Genomic DNA, 20,642 nt, shown 5'->3' with positions numbered 1-20,642 from the left:
GAAATTCCCCTTGCTTGATTTAAAAAATTCTTCTTCACTTTTTAGATACCTACTTCATGAAATCGTCTCCCCCCTGTTCAGGGGGTGTCCTTGGACAAGAGTATTTTGAGAAGATGAGCCGTATAGAATGACTAAATTTGCAATTATAAATTTCGCTGTGTGGTCCATAAGATGACACGTCCACATGTCGCCCCCGGAGCCATTTTCGCGCTTTGCGTCGTGCTCTATCTGGCCGCCGCCGCTGCCCTGACGTGGGTGGCGACGGCCCAGCCGTGGCTCGGGCTCAGGCTTGGCGTGGTGGGGCAAAGCGTTGTCGTCACTGACATCGCGCAGGGCAGCGCCATGGATCGCGATATGATTGGCAAGACGCTTCTTGGCCTTTCAGCGGATAACCAGCCCACAATCCCGGTGACACCCCTAGACCTGATAGAAGAGCCCGACGGGATCGGTGATCAAGAGACCCTGCGTCGCTTCTTTAACCGTCAGGATCGCCTGCATGACACGTTGCGAAGCGGCGCAGTCACCCTGACGTTCGACCAAGCCGACGGCCCTGAAAGCGTCGCGGTAAGGGTCCAGGGAAGCCGTCCGGTTTCGGATCTGCCGATGAAATTCTGGACGCAAATTTTTGTCGCGTTCGTGGGCATGTTTATCGGGACCTGGGTTGTCTGCCTACGGTCTCATGAACACGCCGGATGGTGGTTTCTGCTTTCCGGGATCGGGCTGGCCTTGGCATCGTCGAGCGCCGCGATCTACAGCTCGCGCTTAGTCTGAAGGCCTATTCGGTGGCCTGCCGGGTAAATCCCGGTGGATCGCTGCTGTTCGGGATCGGTATGGTGACGTTGTTCCTCTCATACCCGCGGCGCATTGTTCCGAAACCTGTGCTCTGGCTACCGACACTTCTGATCGGTGCCTGTATCCTCTTGGTGCTTGGCCCCGGCTGGCCGGACAACCTGAACAATGCCCCGGATTTCATCGCGATCATCATGGTGGCCCTGTTGCTGTTCATTGCCGCACAAGTCGCCGCCAATCGCCGCGACCCGGCTGCGCGGGCGATGCTGGGCTGGCTTGGCGTGTCGGTTGCAGCTGGTGCGGGTGGCTTTGTGCTGACGTCCATTCTGCCGACGCTTATTGGGTTGGCCCCGGTGATCGAACAAAGCACTGCGTTTTTGTTTTTCCTGATCATCTACGCCGGTATTGCCTTGGCAGTAACGCGCTACCGGCTGTTCGACCTGGCGAATTGGTCCTACGGCATTTTGTTTTATGGCCTTGGGGTGGCTTTGCTTCTGGGGCTTGATGCCGCGCTCATCTACGGGCTTTCGCTGGGGCGTGCCCCTGCCTTTGGCATCGCACTCGCGGCGATCTGCATGGTTTACCTGCCCTTGCGCGACAAGGTCTGGGTGCTGCTCAAGCGCAACCGCGAGATCCCGGCGGAAGAGCTGTATCGCAGAGTGACCCGGATCGCCCATGCGAGAGACCCCGAAGACAAGCAGAGGCTGCTGCGTAAATTCTGGTCCGATATTTTCAATCCGTTGCGCATCAAGGATCAACCGGCGTCTACCACGATCACCGCACTGCAAGACGATGGCCGTATCCTGACGCTCGCGTCCATCGGCAATCTGCCTGCACTGTCGCTTGAGCTGGCCGGGCAAGGATCGCGTCTTTTCTCGTCGCGCGATCTGGCGCGGGCCGATGCGATCCTGTCGTTGCTTGATGCCAGCCTGTCCCAGCACGAGACCTATCTTCAAGCCGTCAGCGCAGAGCGGCTGCGCATCAATCGCGACATGCATGACAACATAGGGGTGCTGCTGCTCAGCGCCCTGCACACCGGCCTTCGGGAACGCAAAGACCTTCTTATCCGCCAGACCCTCGCCGATCTACGAGAGTTGATTTCAAACCCGGATCAGACTGATTGGGATCTCCGCGATCTGCTCGCCGATCTACGTGCCGAGATTATCACCCATTTCGAGGCCGCCCATATCACCGTCACGTGGCAGGCCGACGAGATCACCAAAGGCCGTATTTCCCATCGGTTGGCGCATGCGCTGCGCGCCTTCCTGCGCGAGGGGACCAGCAATATCCTACGCCACTCGGGCGCGACAGAGGCGAAGGTCCGGATTGCCCTGGAAAGCGATGGGTTGCAGCTCACGCTAAGGGATAACGGCTCGGGCTTTGACAGCAGCGTCGCGTCGCTTGGCAATGGTTTCAGAAACCTCAGAAACCGCTTCACCCAGTTGCAAGGTGCCTTCAGCTACAGCACCGGTGACAAGGGCACCACCTTGACCGCGTTTCTACCTCTTTTCAGCACTCAGAAAGAGGCCGCAGCAGAATGAAGCGTATCCTGATTGTCGAAGATATCGTCGAAACCCTGCGTTGGCTGGTCGATATCGTACGATCAGCATATCCGGCGGCCACAATATGCACGGCCAACTCGGTACGGACGGCGCTGTCAAAACTGGATGGCCAGATAGATCTCGCCCTGATTGATCTGGGTCTGCCTGATGGGTCGGGTCTCGAAATCCTGCGCGGCCTGAACAAGGCCAGCCCCTCTGCAATCAAGGTCGTAACCACGGTAATGGGCGACGACGCGAGCATTGTTTCCTCTCTCTCGGCCGGGGCGGACGGGTATTTGCTGAAAGAGACAGAGGCGGCGGTGCTCTCTCGCCAGCTGACACAGCTTTCTATGGGGTTACCGGCGATATCACCCTCTGTCGCCCGCCGCATCATGGAACACTTCCGCCTCACCGGGCCAGTCGCCAGCCTGGACGGGCGCCTGACGGAGAGGGAGACCGAAGTGCTCACGCTCATCTCCAAAGGTCTGCGCAACGCCGAGGTCGCCTCCGCATTGAACATCGCGGAAACGACGGACGCGGGATATATCAAGATCGTCTATCGCAAGCTCGGCATCTCCTCACGGGCGGAAGCCGCCTGGCACGCGAACCGCTTGGGGCTTGGACTGAAACCGGAATAGCGCCTTGGTCGAGCAATAGGATTTCAACGAAGGAGCGGCTGCCGTTGGCGTGTTGTAGGGTCTGTTCCGCGTAATATAGCAAGGCCTTCCGCTTCGACGCCCTACGCCACATCGCCCCCGGCGGGAACAAACCTACGCCAATCAACCCCGCGGCCCGCTGCGTAGTCCAGACCGATTTGCACCCAATTGATGTCACCCCCTGCGGCCACCGATGACGGGGTGCTGCCATATGTGACCTGCCGCGTGCCTTCTTCGAACGCGTCAATTGATTGAGGCCAGATCTCATCGTCCCAATGCAGCGTCATCTTCCGGCGTTTGGGTTCGTATTCGGCGGTGAAAAGCGTGCCAAACCCCTCGGCGTAGCGGTCTTGCTTGAGCGGCGCTTGGGTGAACTGGTTTGCCAGCGCTGACGGCGTGACCCCTTCGGATAAGACACTCACAAGGTGTTTTGACCGTTCAAACGTGCGGGTAAAACTGCCTCTGTCAGGCGTGCTGCCGTCGGTCTGGTGGTTTGTGGCGACCAGCCGCGGCTGCACCTTTGCCCCGCCACCGGCGTACATCTCGACGCTGGCACCCGCACCCGAGGCATCGGCGACCACCACATTATAGGGCATATGCGACGGCACGCGTTGCAGCACGCGCAGCGCTTGGGGCACGGTTTCGCAGGTTTCCAGAACGTAGCGCAGGATTGTGGTGATACCGAACCCGCGCCCTGTTTCCTGCCGTCCGCCATAAGCCAGCGCGATGCTGAGCCCCGCATCATTGATGCCATCGGACAGGCCCCAAAGGAATTCGACCATACCCATCACGCGCCGCCCGGTCCAGGCGCTGTGCAGCAGTAGGCCTTCGTTCAAGTCAGGCGACAGATCGTAGTTGCGCACCAGCCGGATGTCGTCGTCCGACGTGGCCACGGCAAGGGAGCAGCCGCCCAGATAGCTTGGCGGGCACCACGTGGACAGGAAGCGCGCCGCACGGTCCGACCCGCCCGCGAGCGCTGTGAGCTTGGCGTGAACAGGCACTAACTCGGGCATATGTTGCTTTAGCGCCGCCTCGCAGGCTGCGCGGTCAGGGCCGCTATCGCCGTCGTGTGCAGTGAACCATGCCTCGTAGGCGGGCCATGAACGGGCCCATCGGGCGGCCCATTTCGGGCCCGGCGTGGCTTCGCTGATGGCGTCAAAGGTAAGGGAGTGTGTCATATCATGCGCCTTTCTTAGGCAAATCGAGGAAGAACCGCAGCATTTCGCGGCTCGCATCTGGTCCTGTGGGGTCCGTGTATGACCCCGCGCTGTTGCCGCCCGACCACGCGTGACCAAGGCCCGAGACGGTCCATTGTTCCATCACGACATGGCCTTTCGACGCCATCACGCTGCGGCGGGAAAAACGGCGCCCGCCCGCGTTGCCATCGTCCAGAACCTCGGGGCCTTTTGGGGCGTGTTTGGCGATCGCATCCGCATTCGCGGCACTCACAGTGCTATCCGCATCGCCCTGAAAAATGATCGTCGGAATGAATTCCCCTGTGTCAAAGCCTGTTGCCCCCTGCCCCATCGCCGCAAAAGCCGATGGCACATCATGGGCGGCGCGGTAGGGCAAACCGGAATGGGCACCCACCGCGTCAAAGACATCCCGATAGGTTTGTCCCAGCACCACCGCCATCGCCGCGCCGGCCGACAGCCCCGCAACAAAGCTGCGCCCTTTGGGAATGGCATGGTCGCGCTGAAGTTGTTTCATCAGCCCCGCAAGGATCGCCGGTTCACCCGCGCCGCGCATCTGATCGGCGGGATCAAACCATTTCCAACAGTTCTGCATATTCGCCATGCGGGATTGCGCCGGATAGACCACGATCAACCCATGCGCCTCTGCCAGTTGGTTCATGCCCGTGCCCTTGGCAAAATCCACAGGGGATTGTTTGCACCCGTGCAGCATCATCACCAAACTTGTCGGCGCAGAGCCGTTGAGGTTGGGAACATAAAGCCGATAGTCGCGGCTGCCTGCGCTGCAGGAAAAGCTGCCGCTGCCGAATGTGGCACCCTCGGGCAGGTCCGGTTCGGTGCTGTCACCGCCGTTCAGGGTTGATTGCGCCAGCCCTGAAAGCGTCTCGCGCAGGCCGCGGCCGATCTTGGCTTTTCCAAAGGGGCTTTTGCGACCTTTCGCCATGCTCCCCAGCCCACCGGCGCCAAGCGCGTTCTGGATGGCTTCGGTCGCCGCTTTGGGGTTACCCGCGCGCACAAGTTTTCCGGCACGGCGCAGGGCCGCGTTAAATTCATCTGCCATGTCGCATTCCTTTTAAGGATGATGCCGGAGCTAACTGATCCGGTCGCCGAGTGCTTTCTTGACTTCGGTGCTGGCTTGAAGCGCCCCCAGCACGTTGATGGAGCCGATGGTCGCAAGGGCCAGCTCTGGCGTCACATCGCGCGCGATACGGGCCAGACCGACGACCTTGATGTGCAGCACTTCATTTGCTGCCTGCACCGCCTCGAGGTCCGCGACGGAGTAATCGCGCAGGCCCATTTCCATTGTGTGACGGTCGATAGACCGTGTCACCGTTTCCGACTGGTGATCCAACTGCTTACGGATCGCCGTGCGGATGAAATCGCTTCGGTTAGAATAGAACCCCTCCTGCACCAGCAGGTCGATCCGCCCTAGATCGACAAAGCCGAGGTTGATTGTGATCTTTTCGTTCTCGGGTTGCTTTTCCCGTAGCTGCCTGACGTTGCTCATCTCGATTCTCCATCCATGTGGATGGTATATGGCATCCAATAGCCATATTGCAACTGCCCCCTACGAAATTACGCCTTTTCATGCCAACATTCGTACGGCGGCGGTCAAATCGTCTTGAAATTGGGCAGTTGCGTCGGCTTTGGCCTGAGGATCGGGGACGCGCAAAAGATACGATGGGTGTAGCGTCAGCAGGACCGGCGTGCCTGAAGGCGTTTGTTCGACCGTGCCACGGCGGGCGGTGATGGCATCGCGCCGTCCGGTCAGCCCCTCGGCGGCCGTCGCCCCCATGCCCAAAATCAGCTTGGGTTTGACCTGCGCGATCTCGGCATCCAACCACCAGCGGCAATGTTGAATCTCTGACGCATTGGGCCGTTGGTGCAGACGGCGTTTACCGCGCGGGGTGAATTTGAAGTGTTTCACCGCATTGGTCACAAACGCCTTGTCCCGCTGCAGCCCCACCCGCCCTGCGATCTGATCAAAGAGCTGCCCCGCAGGCCCGACAAAGGGTCGCCCGCATAAATCCTCCTGATCGCCGGGCTGTTCGCCCACGATCATCAGATCGGCATCCATCGGCCCCTCGCCCGGTACGGCCTGCGTCGCATTGCAATGCAAGGGGCAGCGGGTGCAGGCGGCGATATCCTTGGCCAACGCGTCTTGCGGCCCCTCCCACGCGGATTGATGCGCGGCAAGCTGCGCCTGCACCTGCGCCAATCGCTGCGGCGGAAAGGACGGTGCTGCCTCGGCCATCGCGCGGGCACGGGCGGGGGCGTCGGCGATCATTTGGGGGATATGCGCCGCCTCGGGCATGTTCTTCCAGTATTTCTTGGGCATCTCGGACTGCATGGCTTTGACCATCAGCCGCGCGGGATTAAAGATGTTCTGGAAATAGGTGATCCACAGCTGCTCGCTCGCGTCTTCGGGCAGCGCGGGCTTTTCCCGCCCCTCGTGGAAGGTCAGTTTGCCCCCTTCGAAAATCGCGCAGACATCCGGCGTGAGAATGCGCCAATCCATATCGCTGAAACGACGCAGGAAGAAATCAGCGGTGGGTTCTACCGTGTGATACGTCGGTTCGAACCACGCGGCAAAGGACCGGCGGGGGGCATCGGGCGCGCCAATCTCGCGGAAACGGACGAAGGCTTTCATCTTGTGCTGGCAGCGATGCACGTTCTTCTCCATCCGGCGCAGGCGCGACAGGTCGGCATCACCGCGATCCGTCATCAACTGCGGCGCATCCTTCAACCGCCAGAGAAACGCATAAAGCCGCGCAAACCGTTCGGGATCGCTGTGCCAGACGACACTGCTCGCCATGCTGATGAAGCTACGCGGCACGGTCACCTGCCCGCCCGTCTGCATCGGGGCGGTGTCGCCAAAAAGATCGGGCACCGTGCTGGTATCGCCCCACAGGATCGCCTCGGGCGGGATGCCGGCGGCAAGGAACTGCCGCGCCGCATCACGCCACGCCTGCGCCGTGCCGATCTTGGGCATGACCGCGCGATGCATCAGAACAGGGTCAACTGTTCAGGCGGCGGCGCAAACCGCGCGCGCAGATCAATACTGTCGGTCAGCCCGCCGGGGGACCAGCCCCCCGCAGTGACAAAGCTGCGCGCCTTTTTCATAGATGCGCCCATGCGGATCAGATCCTCGTAGCGCAGGGTGCGATGGCGGCGGGTGGACAGGATGCGGTTCACGGTCTTCACTCCGAACCCTGGCACCCGCAGCAGCATCTCGCGGGTGGCGCGGTTCACATCCAGCGGGAACACCGCGCGGTGCACCAGCGCCCAAGCCAGTTTCGGGTCGACCTCAAGATCAAGGTTCCCGTCCGCGGTGACGGATGTAATCTCGTCCAGCTGGAAGTCATAGAACCGCAGCAGCCAATCCGCCTGATAGAGCCTGTGTTCGCGTTGCAAGGGCGGCCGGATCAGCGGCAACTTGGCCGAACTGTCAGGGATCGGTGAGAAAGCAGAATAATACACGCGCTTGAGCTTGTAGCTGGAATAGAGTCGTGTGGACTGGCCCAGAATGGCCGCATCATTCGACCCATCCGCCCCGATGATCATCTGCGTCGATTGCCCCGCAGGCGCAAAGCGTGGTGGGCGCTTGCCGGTGTGGGATGTGTCTTTCGACACCTCTTTACGCAGCCGGAAATCGGCCATCGCTTTGCGGATCTGGTCGGGCTTCTTTTCGGGCGCATATTGCTGAACGGCGGCATCGGTGGGCAGCTCGACGTTGATCGACAGCCGGTCTGCCAGCAGCCCCGCTTCGGCGATCAACTCTGGCGCGGCGTCGGGGATGGTTTTCAGGTGAATATAGCCGCGAAAATTCTCTTCGTGGCGCAGCTTGCGCGCGATCTGCACCATGTCCGACATCGTCGCATCGGGCGATTTGATCACGCCCGAAGACAAAAACAGCCCTTCGATATAATTGCGGCGGTAGAATTCGATGGTCAGCTTCACCACTTCATCGACACTAAACCGCGCCCTAGTGACATTGGACGAGGCACGGTTGATGCAATAGCTGCAATCATAAATGCAGAAATTCGTCATCAGAATTTTCAGGAGTGATATACAGCGCCCGTCCGGCGCATAGGCATGACAGATGCCCGACCCCTCGTTCGACCCCACGCCCTTGCCATCGCGCGAGTCGCGTTTCGTCGACCCCGAAGAGGCGCAAGACGCATCATATTTCGCCGCGTCGCTCAGGATTGCCAGTTTTTGCTCTACAGATTGCTTAGCCATGTGTTCACTATATGTTCACATCTGGCCGATGTCACGGGGGCAAAGCAGCCCTGCCCTGCGCCGCAGTGTCGCGGCGCGCGGGATTTTGCCTGCGGGGTTTCCTGTCTGAGCTTACTCGGTCTCTAGGCTTGGGTAGACACGGCGCAGCGTCTCAATCAGCTTCTGGCTGCTCACGGGCTTCTTCACGACACGATCATCCGGCCCGAGAAAGCTGATCTGGTCGGCGTCATATGCGGTGATGAACACAAAAGGGATACCCCGTTCGCGCAGAATATCCGCGACGGGTTTCGATGTCTTGTTGCGCCCAAGGTTCACGTCAAGAAAGGCGATATCAATATCCCCGTCGCGCGCTTTTTCCTTGGCGTCTTCCAGATGGATACTGGGGCCTACGACGTTAAAGCCGATGTCTTCCAGCAGGTCGGACATCTCGAATGCGACCACGACCTCATCTTCGACGATGAAAATATTCTGAGGTTGGTTTGTCATTCTACTGCCTGCTCTTCCGTCTGTTGCGGCATCTTCAAATGCCATTCATATCCATCTGGCCCGAAAACCGTATCGATTTTCCCGCCTGTTTCCGCCTCGAGGGCACGCCCTGTGATGAAGCTACCAAAACCTGTCTCGCTGGGTTTCTCGGCGGCAGGGCCGCCTTGTTCCACCCAGTGGAGTTCAAGGGGGGAACCCTCGGCGGCACTTCCTTGTTCCCAAGATAAATTCACAACACCGTCAGGAACCGACAGGGCGCCGTATTTCATCGCGTTTGTTGCCAGTTCGTAAAATGCCATCGACAAGGACAGCGCCTGGCGCGATGGCACCTCTACCTCCGGCCCTTTCAACGTGATCCGACCGCCGCCTATAGGGTCGAGCACATCGGCAGCCACGGCACCAATCGCAGCACGGTCCCAAGTGGTGCCCACCAGTTTGGAGTGGGCCGTCGCATAGGCGTTAAGCCGTTGGTCAATCGTTTCGCGGATACCGCGTTGAATGCTCATCTTGCGCAAGGACTGGCTGACGATGGATTTCACCACGCTAAATGCGTTCTTCACACGGTGGTTCAACTCGGCAATCAGGATGTTCTGCGCCTCGCGCAAGCGGCGTTCTTCGTCGATGTCGATCAGGGCGACGGTCGCCCCGATCCGCTCCCCCTCGCCGTCGAGCACCGGCTCGCCGATGATCCGCATCCAAAAGCGGGTGCCGTCGCCGCGCTGATAATCCACGTCGATCTCGACATGGTCCTCGCGGTTCTGGATCACCCGCGCCAAAGGGTACTCGTGGCTTTGTACACGGGACCCATCAGCGTGGTACGATACCCATTCGCCATAGGCGTTCACGTCGTCCGAATGCAACACAGGGTGGCGCACCATCTTTTCGACGTGGCTGTTGCCGTAGATAATCTTGCCTTCGGCATCGGCCATGACGACCCCGACGGGCACTGTCTCCATCATCGCTTCGAGGAAGTTCAACCGATGCGACGCCCGCTGCGCCTGTTTCTTCGGCGCATCCGCGTCAACATTCTTTGCCGCCAGCTCCTCTTGCACATGCAAAAGCTCTGTCGCCATCTTATCGGTGGGCTGTGTCGGCATGGTCTGTCCTGGGTGATTGGTGTGGTGTGTCGGTTGACATAGACCGTCAGACGCTGGTGTCTAGGTGTAGTGTCACATTTACGTCATTCTGTCGAAGCTCATACGTCAACCGATATATATGTCAGCGCGCTGGCGTGGTGCCCGCACCTACCCCATACGCTCCTGCGCGACGTGTGGCAGGATATAGCTTTGACCGGCTGCGGCGGGCGTATTGACGGTCAGGGTGCACCCATAGGCTTGGGACAGTATGGCGTTTTGCATCACGTCGGCGGGCGCGCCGTGTTTCAGGATCTGGCCGTCTTTGATCATCGCCATGTGATCGGCGAACATGGCCGACAGGTTCAGATCATGCATGACCGCGACCACGCCGCCGCCGCGATTGGCGAAATCCTTGAGAAGCCGCATCACCATAAGCTGATGGCCGATATCCAGACTGGCAACAGGTTCGTCCAGCAGCAACCAACGGGGCAAGCCGTTCTGCACCGGATGCCAAACCTGACAGAGCACGCGGGCCAGCTGCGTGCGTTGCTGCTCTCCGCCCGAAAGCTCTTGATAAAGCTTGTCTGCGTAGCCCTCTAACCCCACGGCATTCAGGGCGCGGGCGGGGATATCGTCGCGGTGTCCCGATATGCCGCGGCGTAGCCCCATGCGCACGACCTCGGCCACGGTAAAGGGGAACGCAAGGGTTGCTGACTGCGGCAGCACCGCGCGCATCGCAGCAAGCTCCCACGGGTGCAGATCGGCGACGTTTTCGCCATTCAGCAGAACGCGGCCGGTGAAGTCGACCTCGGCCGTGATCGCCCTAAGCAGTGTCGATTTGCCCGACCCGTTGGGCCCGACAATCGCTGTGAGCGCGCCGGCATTGGCGGTGAAATCGACCCCGTGCAGAATCTCTTTCTTGCCGATACGGGCAACAATATCGCAGGCGCGCAGCATCACAGGTCCACCAGCCCACGGCGCCGTAGCAGAATCCAGAAAAACACTGGTGCGCCCAGAATGGCGGTGATCAACCCGATGGGCAGTTCCGCCGGCGCAATAATCACGCGGCTGATGATGTCGGCGGTCAGCAACAGCGTGGCCCCCAGCAGTGCAGCGTTCACGAGCAAGGGTTCGTGATCGGGCCCCGTGGCAAGACGCAACAGATGGGGCACGACGATCCCGACAAAACCGATCCCGCCGGACATGGCGACCGCGGCACCGGTGGCGGCCGCGACCGTGAGGATGGCGGTATGCTTTACCCGCTGCACCGGCACCCCCATATGCGCGGCTGTTGCCTCCCCGAAGGCGAGCGCATTTAGCCCGCCGCCCAAGCGCATGGCTACACCCGTCGCCAGAAGGATCAGCGGCCCCGCGATGGCGACTTTGGTCCATGTGGCACCGGCAAGCGAGCCGAGCCCCCAGAACGTCAGATCGCGCAACTGCGTGTCATCGGCGAAATAGATCAACAGCCCGCCCAAGGCCCCTGTCAGCGCGCCCAAGGCAATCCCCGCCAGCAGCATCGTCGCGACAGAGGTGCGCCCGCGCCGAGTCGACACGCGATATAGCAGCAAGGTTGCCGCCCATCCGCCCAGAAAGGCAGCCAGCGGGATCAGCCAAAAGCCCGCCACGGTGAGAACAGCCACCGGCAACAGCCCGCCCAGAACGATTGCCACGATCGCGCCCAATCCGGCACCCGCGCTTACCCCAAGCAGACCCGGATCCGCGAGCGGGTTGCGAAACAGCCCCTGCATCACCGCGCCTGACACGGCCAGCGCGGCCCCGACACAGATGCCCATGATCAGCCGCGGCAAACGGATATCCCAAAGCACCACGCGTTCAAGCTGCGTCAGCGGCGCACCGGTCACGATCTTGAACAGGGCGTGCCACAGCGATGTGCCCGACGCCCCGATCGCAAGGCTGCTGATGGCGGCGACTGCCAGAACAGCCGCCAGCCATAGATGCGCCTTGCGCGCGGCACGACGGCGGTCGCGGGGCGGGGCGAAATCTGCAAGTGCTGTCATCGGATCAGTCGGCGTAAAGCGCGGCGTGCAGATCGGTGACCGCATCTGCCGTGCGCGGCCCGAACCCCAGCAGATAAAGCCCGTCCATCCGCACCACCGATCGGCTGTTCGCCGCAGGGGTGACGGATATGGCAGGCATCGCGAAAAGCTCTGCCTCGGTGCTGTTGTGATCGCCTTCACGCGCCATCATCACCAGCACATCGGGCGCTGCAGCCAGCACGGCTTCGTCCGTGATGGGTTTGTAGCCCGCAAACCCCGTGACCGCATTGACCGCGCCAGCCAGCTCTATCATCGAAGCCGCTGCCGTATCCGTGCCCGACGCCATGATCCGCCCGCCTTGGGTGCTGAGGATGAACATCACGCGCTTGCGCTCTGCCTCCGCTCGGTCTTGCGTCGCGCGGGATACAGCTGCCAGCTTTTGCTGCAATTCAGCAGCCAGCGCTTCGGCCTGCGGGCCTTTCCCAAGCGCCTGCCCGACGGCGCGTATCTTGGCGCTGCCCCCTTCGGCGGTATAGTCATCAGGGACGGTGACAAAGGGGATATGCGCCTGCTCAAGCACCTCGATTGTTTCTGGCGGTCCGGCACCTTCCTCGGCGATGATCAGCTTGGGGCCTGTGGCCAGCACCCCTTCGGGCGAGAGCGCGCGCATATAGCCCACGTCCGGCAAGGCAGCGGCTTCAGGCGGATAGCTAGAGGTCGTATCCCGCGCAACCAGCTGGTCCTGCGCGCCGAGGGCAAAGACGATCTCTGTCACCGCGCCGCCGATGGATACGACGCCCCCTGTGGGTTCCTGTGCCGTGGCGGGCAGTACTGTGATCAGGCCAAGCGCCGCGACGCTGATAGCGGTCGTGAAAGCGCGGATCATGCGGGCACCTCGACAGTCAGGCTCTCCAGCCCCGCGACAAGCTTGCCCCATGCGGGACGACAATCGCGCCCTTCCTTGCCGACGCCAAAGACCTGAAGGATAAGCCCCCCGTCCTTGTTGAAAGCCTCGACCGAAACAGCGGGGCCGCGTTGCGTGGGCTTGTCGACGGCCCAGACCTCGGCGATGTGATCAAGCCGCAGATGCAGGTTAAAGCGGGGGTCCAGCACATTCTGCCACGGACCCATGGATTTCAGCGTGGTGATGGGGCCCGAATGGATCTGGATACACCCGCGATTGCCGGCAAAGACCATGATCTCAAGCTCTTGCGCGACCACCTGATGCAGCATGGCATCGACAGCAGAAGGCTGCAAAGCGCGTGCAAAGGGCTCGCCCGCGATGCGGTAGGCCCCTAACCGGTTCATCTTGAGCTTGGAGGTCAGGCGCAAGAACTGATGCGTGTCGGTCAGCCGCGCCCATTCCTTTCGCAGGATGTCCAGCTTCGACAGATCGGATTTCGGCACCTCGTCAGGTTCGCGCGGTACCACGTCAAGGGTGGGGGATTGATCTTCCAGCGTCAGCCCCGCTTTGGCGCGATCAAAGGCCGCCACATCGGACCCGTCGCGCAGAAAAATCTTATGTACCGCATCCCCCGCCGCATCGAACACCTGCAGGCTGCGGCGCGTACCGGCGTCCGTCTGCTTCTCTACGGCAAAGGCATGATGCCACCGGCTGGGAAAGAGGCGCAGGTCGATGTCATCGGCGAGGATCATCGATGCATGGGGACCGGGGTGATAGTTATCATAGGTGCCGACCTTTTCGTGCACGCAGGACGGGTTGCGGGTCAGCGCCATAACCTCGCCCAGAGTCTGGGCGGCGCGCATGATCTCGTCGGGGTGCGCATTGATACGCCGCACGCCATCGCCGGTATAGGCCGCCAGCAACTGCGCCTCACTGATCCTGAGCTTGTCGGCCACATCACGTTCGCGCAGCTTTGCGTGGTCGGCGCGGAAGGCGCGAATATCCTCGGGGGTCGGGGGAACGGAATGGGTCATGCAGCACCTTCGCCATATAGATTAAAAGAGAGGGGGCTGGCGACGCGCGTCGGGCATCCGCTGGCAAAGGCGCAGATCAGAACCTGCCCTTTAATGTTGACACTTTTAGTCGGTCTTTTTAGAACCCGCAAGAGCGCTCCCCCTCTACGCCCCTTTTTTCACCGCCAGCCCCTCGCAAGCATTCCGTCAAACCTATTGCTTGCAAGGATGTCTTCGATGACCAAAGCCGCTGGAACCCGTGCCCTATTGAGGGGCACGACAAGCCTGATACTTCTTTCCCTCACCCCGCTCCCCCTCGCCGCGCAGGAGGGCTTTCTAGGCACGCTCGTTCTGGGCGAGAGCAAACGCGAGGTGCAGACCGATACGGCAGTATCCATTACCACAGTCGACCAAGAGGAGATCGACGACCGTCAGGCGGGCACCGTGGCAGAGCTGATCGATTCAGTTCCCGGCGTGAGCCTTGTGAACGGGTCCACCCCGCAAGGGTCCGGCATCAACATCCGCGGCTTCGGCGCGAACGATATCTACGGTGCGGATTCCAAAGTCGCCGTGCAGATCGACGGGGCCACCACCGGGGCAGAGCGGCTATACCGGATCGGCACCCAGCTGTTCACCGATCCGTTCCTTTACAAGTCGGTCGATGTGATCCGCGGGTCCGTCGGCAGCTTTGAATACGGATCCGGCATCGTAGGCGGTGTCGTCCGGCTTGAGACGAAAGACGCGTCGGACCTGACGAATGGTAAGCTTGGCTATGTGTTGGGTCAAACGCTGGAGTTCAGCACGAATGGCGACGGCATCACGTCTTCCAGCGTGCTGGCGTGGCAACCGACCGAAGATATGGAGTTTCTGCTGAACTACACGTGGCGCGACCAGAACGATCAGGTGGATGGTGACGGGGCGACTATCGGTAACAGCGCCTTCACCCTGCCGTCGGGACTGATCAAGGCAAAATACAGCTTTGGCCAGAACCGCGATCAATCGCTGACCTTCAGCCTGTCGCACACCACCGCAAGCGACCGCGACGTGCCCTTTGACAGTTTCACCACCACTGCGGATTCCTTTGGCACCGTTGACCGCGATACGGAGTCTACGACCGCGGTGCTCAAGTACAACTTCAACCCGGCTGACAATGATCTGGTGAACCTTGATGTCGTGCTATCCTACGCCGACCAACAGATCGACCAAAGCTATGTCTCGGGCAGCTCACCCCTTGAAGGCACCCCGCAAGGGGCCGGTGTTCTTGCCTTGGCGAATGCGGATCATCGGTATCAAACAACGAAACTGGCGTTCAAAAACCAAAGCCTGTTCACCTCGGGCGCTGTCTCGCATGATCTGCGGACCGGGCTTGAACTGATCCACAAAGAACGCCTTGATGCCAGCAACGCCCCCGGCGGCAAGGACCGTCGCGTCGCTGTCTATGCGGTGGACGATATGCGCATCACTGATGCATGGACCGTGACACCGGCGCTGCGCTACGAGACGTCGAAGATCACCGGATCAGCGGCCCCGAATGATGGCTCCTATGACAACAACGCACTGATGGGCGGGTTGTCGGTGCGCTATGCCTTCGGGAATGGTTTGGCGCTGTTCACCAGCGCTGCCTACACCGAAGGGCTGCCGATGATCGACCATCTGGGCACCGATGCCGCGATCACCTCATCCGAGAAGGCCGAAACATACGAGATCGGCGCCTCGTTTGACCGTCATGATCTGTTCCGCAATGGGGACCAATTCGCGATCAAGGGTGTCTACTACGAGACCACCTTGACCGATGTCAGCAGCTATTCGGTCTCGGGGGTACGCCCGCCTGCACCGGCGCTGGACCGGGTCGAAACCTCGGGGCTGGAGCTTGAAGCCTCTTACGCGTTGGACACCGGTCTTTACTTTGACGTGAATGCCAATGTGGTGCGCGGGACGGAGTATGAACCGGGCGGCTCTTCCGGCGACTGGCGGTTGCTGCCTGCGGACAGTCTGCGGGTCACCGTGGGCAAGAAATTCGGCAAAGAGCTTGACCTGAGCTGGGAGGTCGTGGGCAACACATCCGTAACAGACGACGGCGAGACCTCGGCAGGATTTGGGGTCCATAATCTGCGCGCCACCTATGTCCCGCAAAGCGGTATCCTCAAGGATACGCAGTTCCGCGTCGGGCTAGAGAACGCTTTTGACAAAACCTATACGCCGCATCTGTCGACCCGCACGGCACCGGGCCGCAACGTGAAATTCTCGATCTCGCGGATGTTCTGAAACGGCGCGGGCCCCCGGGGTGTAACGTACCTCGGGGCCTTGCCCTTTGGCCTAGTCGATCCCGTTCTCGCGCTGAAGGCGACGGATGTAGGCCACAATGTCCATCACATCGGCCTGCGTGATCCCTTCGACGGGGGGCATGTTTCCGAACGGCCAGTGATGCCCCCGCACCCCGTTTTGCGCGGCCAGCAGGAACGCCCGGTCGCCGTGGTGGCTGGGCTCGTAGATCACATGCACCAAGGGCGGTGCGACGCCGTCCTGCCCATGACCATTGGCCCCGTGACAGGCCGCGCAAACCGCATCATAGGCGCGCTTTCCCAGCTGCTCCTGATCGGTGAAACTGTCCGGCACCTTCACGGTTGCCAAGGCACCCTCCGCAAGCTCGGTCGGGCTGGTCTCGGGTTGATCATGATGCGAGAAATACCACCCACCCGCCGCTGCCGTCAGCAGCGCAAAGGGGACGACCCACAGCAATACACGCGATGTTTTCATGTCTTCGCCTCTTATGGGGCGGGCTCCGATGCATGACCGGAGCCCGCGCGTGGGTTACTTCAACTCGACGACGGTCAGCTTGCCTTTGACGGGCTCTGCGACGAATTCGATGCTCTGACCTGCAGAGAGCTTGCCGATCATGGTTTCATCGGCGCGAAACACCATGGTCATCGCGGGCATATCAAGGTTGACCAAAGGTCCGTGATCGATGGTGACCTTCCCGCCTTTGGTGTCAACTTTCTTGACGGTGCCCTTGGTATAGACGACCTCTGCCGCTTTTGCTTCTGCTTCGGCTTTGGCGCTGACTTCGATGGGGCCGTACATGCCGGATTCATAGTGACCGGGGATCAGGCAGGCGAATTCAAACGTGCCGGCATTGGCAAAGGTCCAGATCACCTCGCCCGATTGGCCGCCCTCAAGACGGACCGAATTGGGGTCATCATGTTCCATATCCATCTTCGCCATCATTTCCTTGTGCTTGGCGTTGCCTTCGGCATTATCGATCACGAACTCATGCTCAAGCTCGCCCTTGTTGGTGACCTCAAAGCGGATGGTTTCCCCCTGCTCGAACGCGAAACTGTCGGGTTCAAAGATCATATCGCCGTCGTCGGTCTCGCGCATGGTGACGGCGATGGTGCGGGTGACGTCAGCCGCCGTACCGGGTTTGCCCACTGCCATCATTTTGGCATGCTTGTCGGCGTGGTCGTCATCATGCCCGCCAGAGTGGGAACCCGCCGCAAAGGCAGGGCCGGTCAAAGCAATGGCGAAGGCGGTGGTCATCAGAAGGTTTTTCATTGTGTTTTCCTATATGGTTTTCAAAGTTTTATGTGGATGCAAAAGGGATCATCCCTTTTGCGTTGGTTTCGGGGTCAGGATCGTTTTGGGGCTGTTGTTCGTGGCGAATTCCGGTAGTTCTCCGGTCCACTCATAGGCTTCCTCGCCGGGGGGGTTATCGTACCATCCGGGGTCGGAATAATCGTCCGGCGCAATGCCGTCGCGCACCTTCACGACAGAGAACATGCCGCCCATTTCGATCGGCCCGTGTTTGCCCCAGCCGTTCATCATGGGGATCGTGTTCTCGGGCAGTTCCATCGACATCTTGCCCATGTCCCCCATGCCCGCCGTGCCCATCGGCATGTAGCCCGGCTTGAAGCTGCGCATCTTGGGGGTAAGCTGGGATTTATCGACACCGATAAAGGTCGGCACGTCGTGGCCCATGGCATTCATCGTATGGTGCGACTTGTGGCAGTGGATCGCCCAATCGCCCAAGTGGTCCGCCGTGAACTCATAGGCGCGCATCGCGCCGACAGGAATGTCGATGCTGACCTCGGGCCATTGCGCGCTTTCCGGCACCCAGCCGCCGTCGGTGCAGGTGACCTTGAAATCATAGCCGTGCATGTGGATCGGGTGGTTTGTCATCGTCAGGTTGCCGACGCGCACCCGTACCCTGTCGCCCTTGTTCACGACCAGCGGATCAATATCGGGGAAAATCCGGCTGTTCCATGTCCATAGGTTAAAGTCGTTCATCGTCATGACACGCGGTACATAGGTACCGGGGTCAATGTCGAACGCGTTGAGCATGATCAGGAAGTCACGGTCCACCGGCATGAACGTCGGGTCTTTGGGGTGGACGACAAACATCCCCATCATCCCCATCGCCATCTGGACCATCTCATCCGCATGGGGGTGGTACATGAAGGTGCCGGATTTGGTCAGGTCGAACTCGTAGACAAAGGTCTTGCCCGGTTTGATCCCCGGATGGCTCAGCCCGACCACGCCATCCATACCCGAAGGCAGGATCAGCCCGTGCCAGTGGACGGATGTGTTTTCTGGCAGCTTGTTGGTGACATAAATCCGCACACGGTCGCCTTCGACCGCTTCGATCGTGGGGCCGGTGGACTGGCCGTTATACCCCCACAGATGCGCGATCATGCCATCGGCCAGTTCGCGTTCTACGGGTTCCGCGACAAGGTGGAATTCCTTGACGCCGTTGTTCATGCGGTAGGGCAGCGTCCAGCCGTTCAGCGTGACCACGGGCGTGTAATCCACCCCCGTCGAGGGGCGCGCCGTAACCGCAGTCGCAGCGCTGTCCATATGCGCCGCCTCCGGCAGCCCCATGTTCAGAGTTTTGCCCCACGCCTGAGAGGACACAAGTGTCGCCCCGGCCGCACCGGCACCGAGTAGTTGACGTCTGTTCATCATATCGTTTCCTTTCAGTGTCCTGCGCCGCCACCAGCGGCCAACGTGGCGCCTTCGGAGCCCCCGCCGCCGCTGCCTGCACCGCCGCCGTAGATGGCCGCGGTCAGATCCGCCTGCGCCATAAAGAACGCCCGCTTCGCATCAGCGGCTTCCAGCTCGGCACCGAGCTTTTCACGCACATCGGTCAGCAGTTCGAAGGTATTGGTGATCATGCCGTTGTAAGACAGCAGGGCTTCGTTCTCGACGGTCTTGCGCAGCGGAACCAGAACATCGCGGTAGTGGCGCGCGATCTTGTAAGAGGCATGGTAGGCCCGTTCGGCCCCCCGCGCTTCGGAGCGTACATTGACCGCCCGTTCCGCCAGCACATTCGCCGCCTGCAGATACGACAGCTCTGCCTTGCGCATCCGCGCCTTGCCGCTGTCATAGATCGGGATCGCGAACTCCAGCTCTACCTGAGGCGTGATCTCTTTCTCGATATCGCCCCCCTCGGCTTCACGCTCAAGCTCGGCCCCTGCGACGATCTCAAGGTCGCTGACGATGCGGGTCTGATCCGTCAGGCCAAAGGCTTTTGCCTGCGCTTCAAGACCCAGCTTTGCGACACGCAGATCGACACGGTTGCGCAGCGCCTTGGCTTCGACATTGGCGACGCCGCCCACGGACCGCGGCAGCCCCGGCAAGGCATCAGGCACGTAATAGTTCACGTCAGCCCCCCAAAGCCCCATGAGGCGCGTCAGCTCTTCCTTCGCTGTGGTCGCATCCAGCCGTGCCTTGGCAAGCTGTCCGGCCAGCTCCGCGTTGAACGCCTGCTCGCGGGCTTGGGCAGCTTTATTGAGCGCGCCGGTTTCCCCCAGCTTGCGGGCCAGCTCCGATCCGGCGTCCGAGGTCGCCTTGGCGCGTTTCAAATACCCCACCACCTCAAATGCGGAAACGGCATTGACCCAGGCCTGACGGGTCTGGTTGGCCAATGTCAGCGTATCGTTCACCGCCGTCAGCTGCGCTTGACGAAAGCTCGCGTCAGCGATTGCACGGCGTTGTTTACGCGTGGTGGCATCCAGAAGATTGGCGCGGATTAACCCTTCGATCGCACGGTAGGCCCCCAGCTCGGGCGCCCCGATCCCGAGCACGCCAATGGACACGATCGGGTTTTCCGGCGTCGATTGCTGCCATGCTTCGGCGGCGGACAATCCGACATTCGCATAGGACGCCTGAAGCCCCTTGTTGTTGAGCAAGGCAACCTGAACCGCCGTATCGGCCGAGATTGTCTTGCCCTGCACCATCGCGCGCACTTCGCGTTTCACCGCTTCGTTTTCGGCTTGGGTCTCGGCAAAGACGGTACGTTTACCAAGCGCGGGCGTGATCTGGCTGGCGACATTGGAAAAGCCGGCTTTGGGGTCGGTATAAGCGCTCGGGATCGCCGTGGCGCAGGCCCCGAGCACAAGGGGAAAGCCGATGATCAGCGGCAGTTTACGGACGTACATCAGTTACCCTCCGATTGTTCTTGGTTCACGGTGCGCCAGTCACGCGGACCTGTGGGCCCACGATACGTATAGCCGGCCAGCGGGTTCGGGTGGCTGATGGGGGAGACGACGGTCGTGCTGAGCGTGGCTTCTTGCGTGGCCACGGCAGGCAGCGGTGTCGGCGTATAGGGCAAGGGTCTGACATCCTGCGTGCAGGCGCCAAGGGTCAGGGTGCAAGCCCCCAAAACGAAATGGATTTTCATGTGATGTACCTGATTGATCTTCTAGGGATCGCGCGCAGGAACGCTGGCGCGACGCAAAGACCCCAA

20 protein-coding genes are annotated in these 20,642 nt (G+C 60.8%); 4 read left to right on the top strand and 16 right to left on the bottom strand.

Annotated features, from left to right (window positions below):
- Positions 1-171 precede the first annotated feature (171 nt).
- Genes AB1495_RS15340 through AB1495_RS15330 form a run of 3 tightly spaced genes read left to right on the top strand, consistent with a single transcriptional unit; the run spans position 172 to position 2,968 of the window.
- Entirely contained in the window at positions 172-771 is a 600-nt protein-coding gene (locus AB1495_RS15340; RefSeq protein ID WP_244269005.1) for a hypothetical protein, read from the top strand.
- Positions 693-2,330 (top strand): sensor histidine kinase, encoded by a 1,638-nt coding sequence (locus AB1495_RS15335; RefSeq protein WP_244269007.1) that lies wholly within the window; start codon positions 693-695, stop codon positions 2,328-2,330. Before AB1495_RS15340 ends, AB1495_RS15335 begins: the two co-directional genes overlap by 79 nt.
- Positions 2,327-2,968 (top strand): response regulator transcription factor, encoded by a 642-nt coding sequence (locus AB1495_RS15330; protein ID WP_074637041.1) that lies wholly within the window; start codon positions 2,327-2,329, stop codon positions 2,966-2,968. The genes AB1495_RS15335 and AB1495_RS15330 overlap by 4 nt, the downstream gene beginning before the upstream one ends.
- 101 nt (positions 2,969-3,069) lie before the next feature.
- Here AB1495_RS15330 and AB1495_RS15325 read toward each other — a convergent pair whose 3' ends face one another.
- The 11 genes from AB1495_RS15325 to AB1495_RS15275 all read right to left on the bottom strand — a co-directional run bounded on the left by AB1495_RS15325 (position 3,070) and on the right by AB1495_RS15275 (position 13,921).
- A complete protein-coding gene (locus tag AB1495_RS15325; protein ID WP_074637043.1) occupies positions 3,070-4,164 on the bottom strand; it encodes a C45 family autoproteolytic acyltransferase/hydolase in 1,095 nt (364 codons plus the stop codon).
- 1 nt (position 4,165) lies between these two features.
- Complete coding sequence (locus AB1495_RS15320; RefSeq protein ID WP_074637045.1) at positions 4,166-5,239, bottom strand: PHB depolymerase family esterase; 1,074 nt, start codon at positions 5,237-5,239, stop codon at positions 4,166-4,168.
- Positions 5,240-5,269: 30 nt separating this feature from the next.
- Positions 5,270-5,686: a CopG family transcriptional regulator gene (locus AB1495_RS15315; protein ID WP_009824184.1), complete on the bottom strand. Its 417-nt coding sequence runs from the start codon at positions 5,684-5,686 to the stop codon at positions 5,270-5,272.
- A 78-nt stretch (positions 5,687-5,764) separates the two neighbouring features.
- Positions 5,765-7,186 carry a UdgX family uracil-DNA binding protein gene (locus tag AB1495_RS15310; protein ID WP_074637048.1) on the bottom strand — a complete coding sequence of 474 codons (1,422 nt, stop codon included), beginning with the start codon at positions 7,184-7,186 and terminating at the stop codon, positions 5,765-5,767.
- Positions 7,186-8,421, bottom strand: coding sequence for a putative DNA modification/repair radical SAM protein (locus AB1495_RS15305; RefSeq protein ID WP_074637050.1), 1,236 nt, complete (start codon positions 8,419-8,421; stop codon positions 7,186-7,188). Before AB1495_RS15305 ends, AB1495_RS15310 begins: the two co-directional genes overlap by 1 nt.
- A gap of 111 nt (positions 8,422-8,532) precedes the next feature.
- Positions 8,533-8,907 carry a response regulator gene (locus AB1495_RS15300; RefSeq protein ID WP_005848648.1) on the bottom strand — a complete coding sequence of 125 codons (375 nt, stop codon included), beginning with the start codon at positions 8,905-8,907 and terminating at the stop codon, positions 8,533-8,535.
- A complete protein-coding gene (locus AB1495_RS15295; RefSeq protein WP_074637051.1) occupies positions 8,904-10,004 on the bottom strand; it encodes an HWE histidine kinase domain-containing protein in 1,101 nt (366 codons plus the stop codon). The genes AB1495_RS15300 and AB1495_RS15295 overlap by 4 nt, the downstream gene beginning before the upstream one ends.
- A gap of 147 nt (positions 10,005-10,151) precedes the next feature.
- Positions 10,152-10,940, bottom strand: a complete 789-nt coding sequence (locus AB1495_RS15290; protein WP_074637053.1) for a heme ABC transporter ATP-binding protein — start codon at positions 10,938-10,940, stop codon at positions 10,152-10,154.
- A complete protein-coding gene (locus AB1495_RS15285) occupies positions 10,940-12,004 on the bottom strand; it encodes an iron ABC transporter permease (RefSeq protein ID WP_244269009.1) in 1,065 nt (354 codons plus the stop codon). The genes AB1495_RS15290 and AB1495_RS15285 overlap by 1 nt, the downstream gene beginning before the upstream one ends.
- A 4-nt stretch (positions 12,005-12,008) precedes the next feature.
- A complete protein-coding gene (locus AB1495_RS15280) occupies positions 12,009-12,869 on the bottom strand; it encodes a hemin ABC transporter substrate-binding protein (protein ID WP_074637057.1) in 861 nt (286 codons plus the stop codon).
- Entirely contained in the window at positions 12,866-13,921 is a 1,056-nt protein-coding gene (locus tag AB1495_RS15275; protein ID WP_074637059.1) for a hemin-degrading factor, read from the bottom strand. The genes AB1495_RS15280 and AB1495_RS15275 overlap by 4 nt, the downstream gene beginning before the upstream one ends.
- Before the next feature lie 216 nt (positions 13,922-14,137).
- Here AB1495_RS15275 and AB1495_RS15270 point away from each other — a divergent pair, with 216 nt between their 5' ends.
- The gene (locus AB1495_RS15270) at positions 14,138-16,165 is read left to right on the top strand and encodes a TonB-dependent receptor domain-containing protein (protein ID WP_244269011.1); all 2,028 of its coding nucleotides are present in this window, start codon (positions 14,138-14,140) and stop codon (positions 16,163-16,165) included.
- 51 nt (positions 16,166-16,216) lie between these two features.
- Here the strand turns inward: AB1495_RS15270 and AB1495_RS15265 are convergent, their stop codons facing one another.
- The 5 genes from AB1495_RS15265 to AB1495_RS15245 are packed head-to-tail and all read right to left on the bottom strand — an operon-like array spanning position 16,217 to position 20,576.
- On the bottom strand, positions 16,217-16,657 hold the full coding sequence (locus tag AB1495_RS15265; protein ID WP_074637061.1) for a cytochrome c: 441 nt from the start codon (positions 16,655-16,657) through the stop codon (positions 16,217-16,219).
- 54 nt (positions 16,658-16,711) lie between these two features.
- Positions 16,712-17,452 (bottom strand): copper-binding protein, encoded by a 741-nt coding sequence (locus AB1495_RS15260; RefSeq protein WP_074637064.1) that lies wholly within the window; start codon positions 17,450-17,452, stop codon positions 16,712-16,714.
- 48 nt (positions 17,453-17,500) lie between these two features.
- On the bottom strand, positions 17,501-18,859 hold the full coding sequence (locus AB1495_RS15255) for a multicopper oxidase family protein (RefSeq protein ID WP_107277643.1): 1,359 nt from the start codon (positions 18,857-18,859) through the stop codon (positions 17,501-17,503).
- A gap of 11 nt (positions 18,860-18,870) precedes the next feature.
- Positions 18,871-20,334, bottom strand: a complete 1,464-nt coding sequence (locus AB1495_RS15250; RefSeq protein WP_074637066.1) for a TolC family protein — start codon at positions 20,332-20,334, stop codon at positions 18,871-18,873.
- On the bottom strand, positions 20,334-20,576 hold the full coding sequence (locus AB1495_RS15245; RefSeq protein WP_009824197.1) for a hypothetical protein: 243 nt from the start codon (positions 20,574-20,576) through the stop codon (positions 20,334-20,336). The genes AB1495_RS15250 and AB1495_RS15245 overlap by 1 nt, the downstream gene beginning before the upstream one ends.
- Positions 20,577-20,642 lie beyond the last annotated feature (66 nt).

It is taken from the genome of Sulfitobacter pontiacus, from assembly GCF_040790665.1.
Taxonomy (GTDB): Bacteria; Pseudomonadota; Alphaproteobacteria; order Rhodobacterales; family Rhodobacteraceae; genus Sulfitobacter; species Sulfitobacter pontiacus.
This window is presented reverse-complemented; position numbering and strand designations above follow the sequence as displayed.

Coding starts and splice junctions, on each gene's coding strand:
- AB1495_RS15290 (WP_074637053.1), bottom strand. CDS start 10,940: ATGCTGCGCGCCTGCGATATTGTTGCCCGTATCGGCAAGAAAGAGATT.
- AB1495_RS15265 (WP_074637061.1), bottom strand. CDS start 16,657: ATGAAAACATCGCGTGTATTGCTGTGGGTCGTCCCCTTTGCGCTGCTG.
- AB1495_RS15255 (WP_107277643.1), bottom strand. CDS start 18,859: ATGATGAACAGACGTCAACTACTCGGTGCCGGTGCGGCCGGGGCGACA.
- AB1495_RS15325 (WP_074637043.1), bottom strand. CDS start 4,164: ATGACACACTCCCTTACCTTTGACGCCATCAGCGAAGCCACGCCGGGC.
- AB1495_RS15270 (WP_244269011.1), top strand. CDS start 14,138: ATGACCAAAGCCGCTGGAACCCGTGCCCTATTGAGGGGCACGACAAGC.
- AB1495_RS15340 (WP_244269005.1), top strand. CDS start 172: ATGACACGTCCACATGTCGCCCCCGGAGCCATTTTCGCGCTTTGCGTC.
- AB1495_RS15275 (WP_074637059.1), bottom strand. CDS start 13,921: ATGACCCATTCCGTTCCCCCGACCCCCGAGGATATTCGCGCCTTCCGC.
- AB1495_RS15315 (WP_009824184.1), bottom strand. CDS start 5,686: ATGAGCAACGTCAGGCAGCTACGGGAAAAGCAACCCGAGAACGAAAAG.
- AB1495_RS15260 (WP_074637064.1), bottom strand. CDS start 17,452: ATGAAAAACCTTCTGATGACCACCGCCTTCGCCATTGCTTTGACCGGC.
- AB1495_RS15245 (WP_009824197.1), bottom strand. CDS start 20,576: ATGAAAATCCATTTCGTTTTGGGGGCTTGCACCCTGACCCTTGGCGCC.
- AB1495_RS15310 (WP_074637048.1), bottom strand. CDS start 7,186: ATGCATCGCGCGGTCATGCCCAAGATCGGCACGGCGCAGGCGTGGCGT.
- AB1495_RS15280 (WP_074637057.1), bottom strand. CDS start 12,869: ATGATCCGCGCTTTCACGACCGCTATCAGCGTCGCGGCGCTTGGCCTG.
- AB1495_RS15300 (WP_005848648.1), bottom strand. CDS start 8,907: ATGACAAACCAACCTCAGAATATTTTCATCGTCGAAGATGAGGTCGTG.
- AB1495_RS15320 (WP_074637045.1), bottom strand. CDS start 5,239: ATGGCAGATGAATTTAACGCGGCCCTGCGCCGTGCCGGAAAACTTGTG.
- AB1495_RS15335 (WP_244269007.1), top strand. CDS start 693: ATGGTGGTTTCTGCTTTCCGGGATCGGGCTGGCCTTGGCATCGTCGAG.
- AB1495_RS15295 (WP_074637051.1), bottom strand. CDS start 10,004: ATGCCGACACAGCCCACCGATAAGATGGCGACAGAGCTTTTGCATGTG.
- AB1495_RS15330 (WP_074637041.1), top strand. CDS start 2,327: ATGAAGCGTATCCTGATTGTCGAAGATATCGTCGAAACCCTGCGTTGG.
- AB1495_RS15285 (WP_244269009.1), bottom strand. CDS start 12,004: ATGACAGCACTTGCAGATTTCGCCCCGCCCCGCGACCGCCGTCGTGCC.
- AB1495_RS15250 (WP_074637066.1), bottom strand. CDS start 20,334: ATGTACGTCCGTAAACTGCCGCTGATCATCGGCTTTCCCCTTGTGCTC.
- AB1495_RS15305 (WP_074637050.1), bottom strand. CDS start 8,421: ATGGCTAAGCAATCTGTAGAGCAAAAACTGGCAATCCTGAGCGACGCG.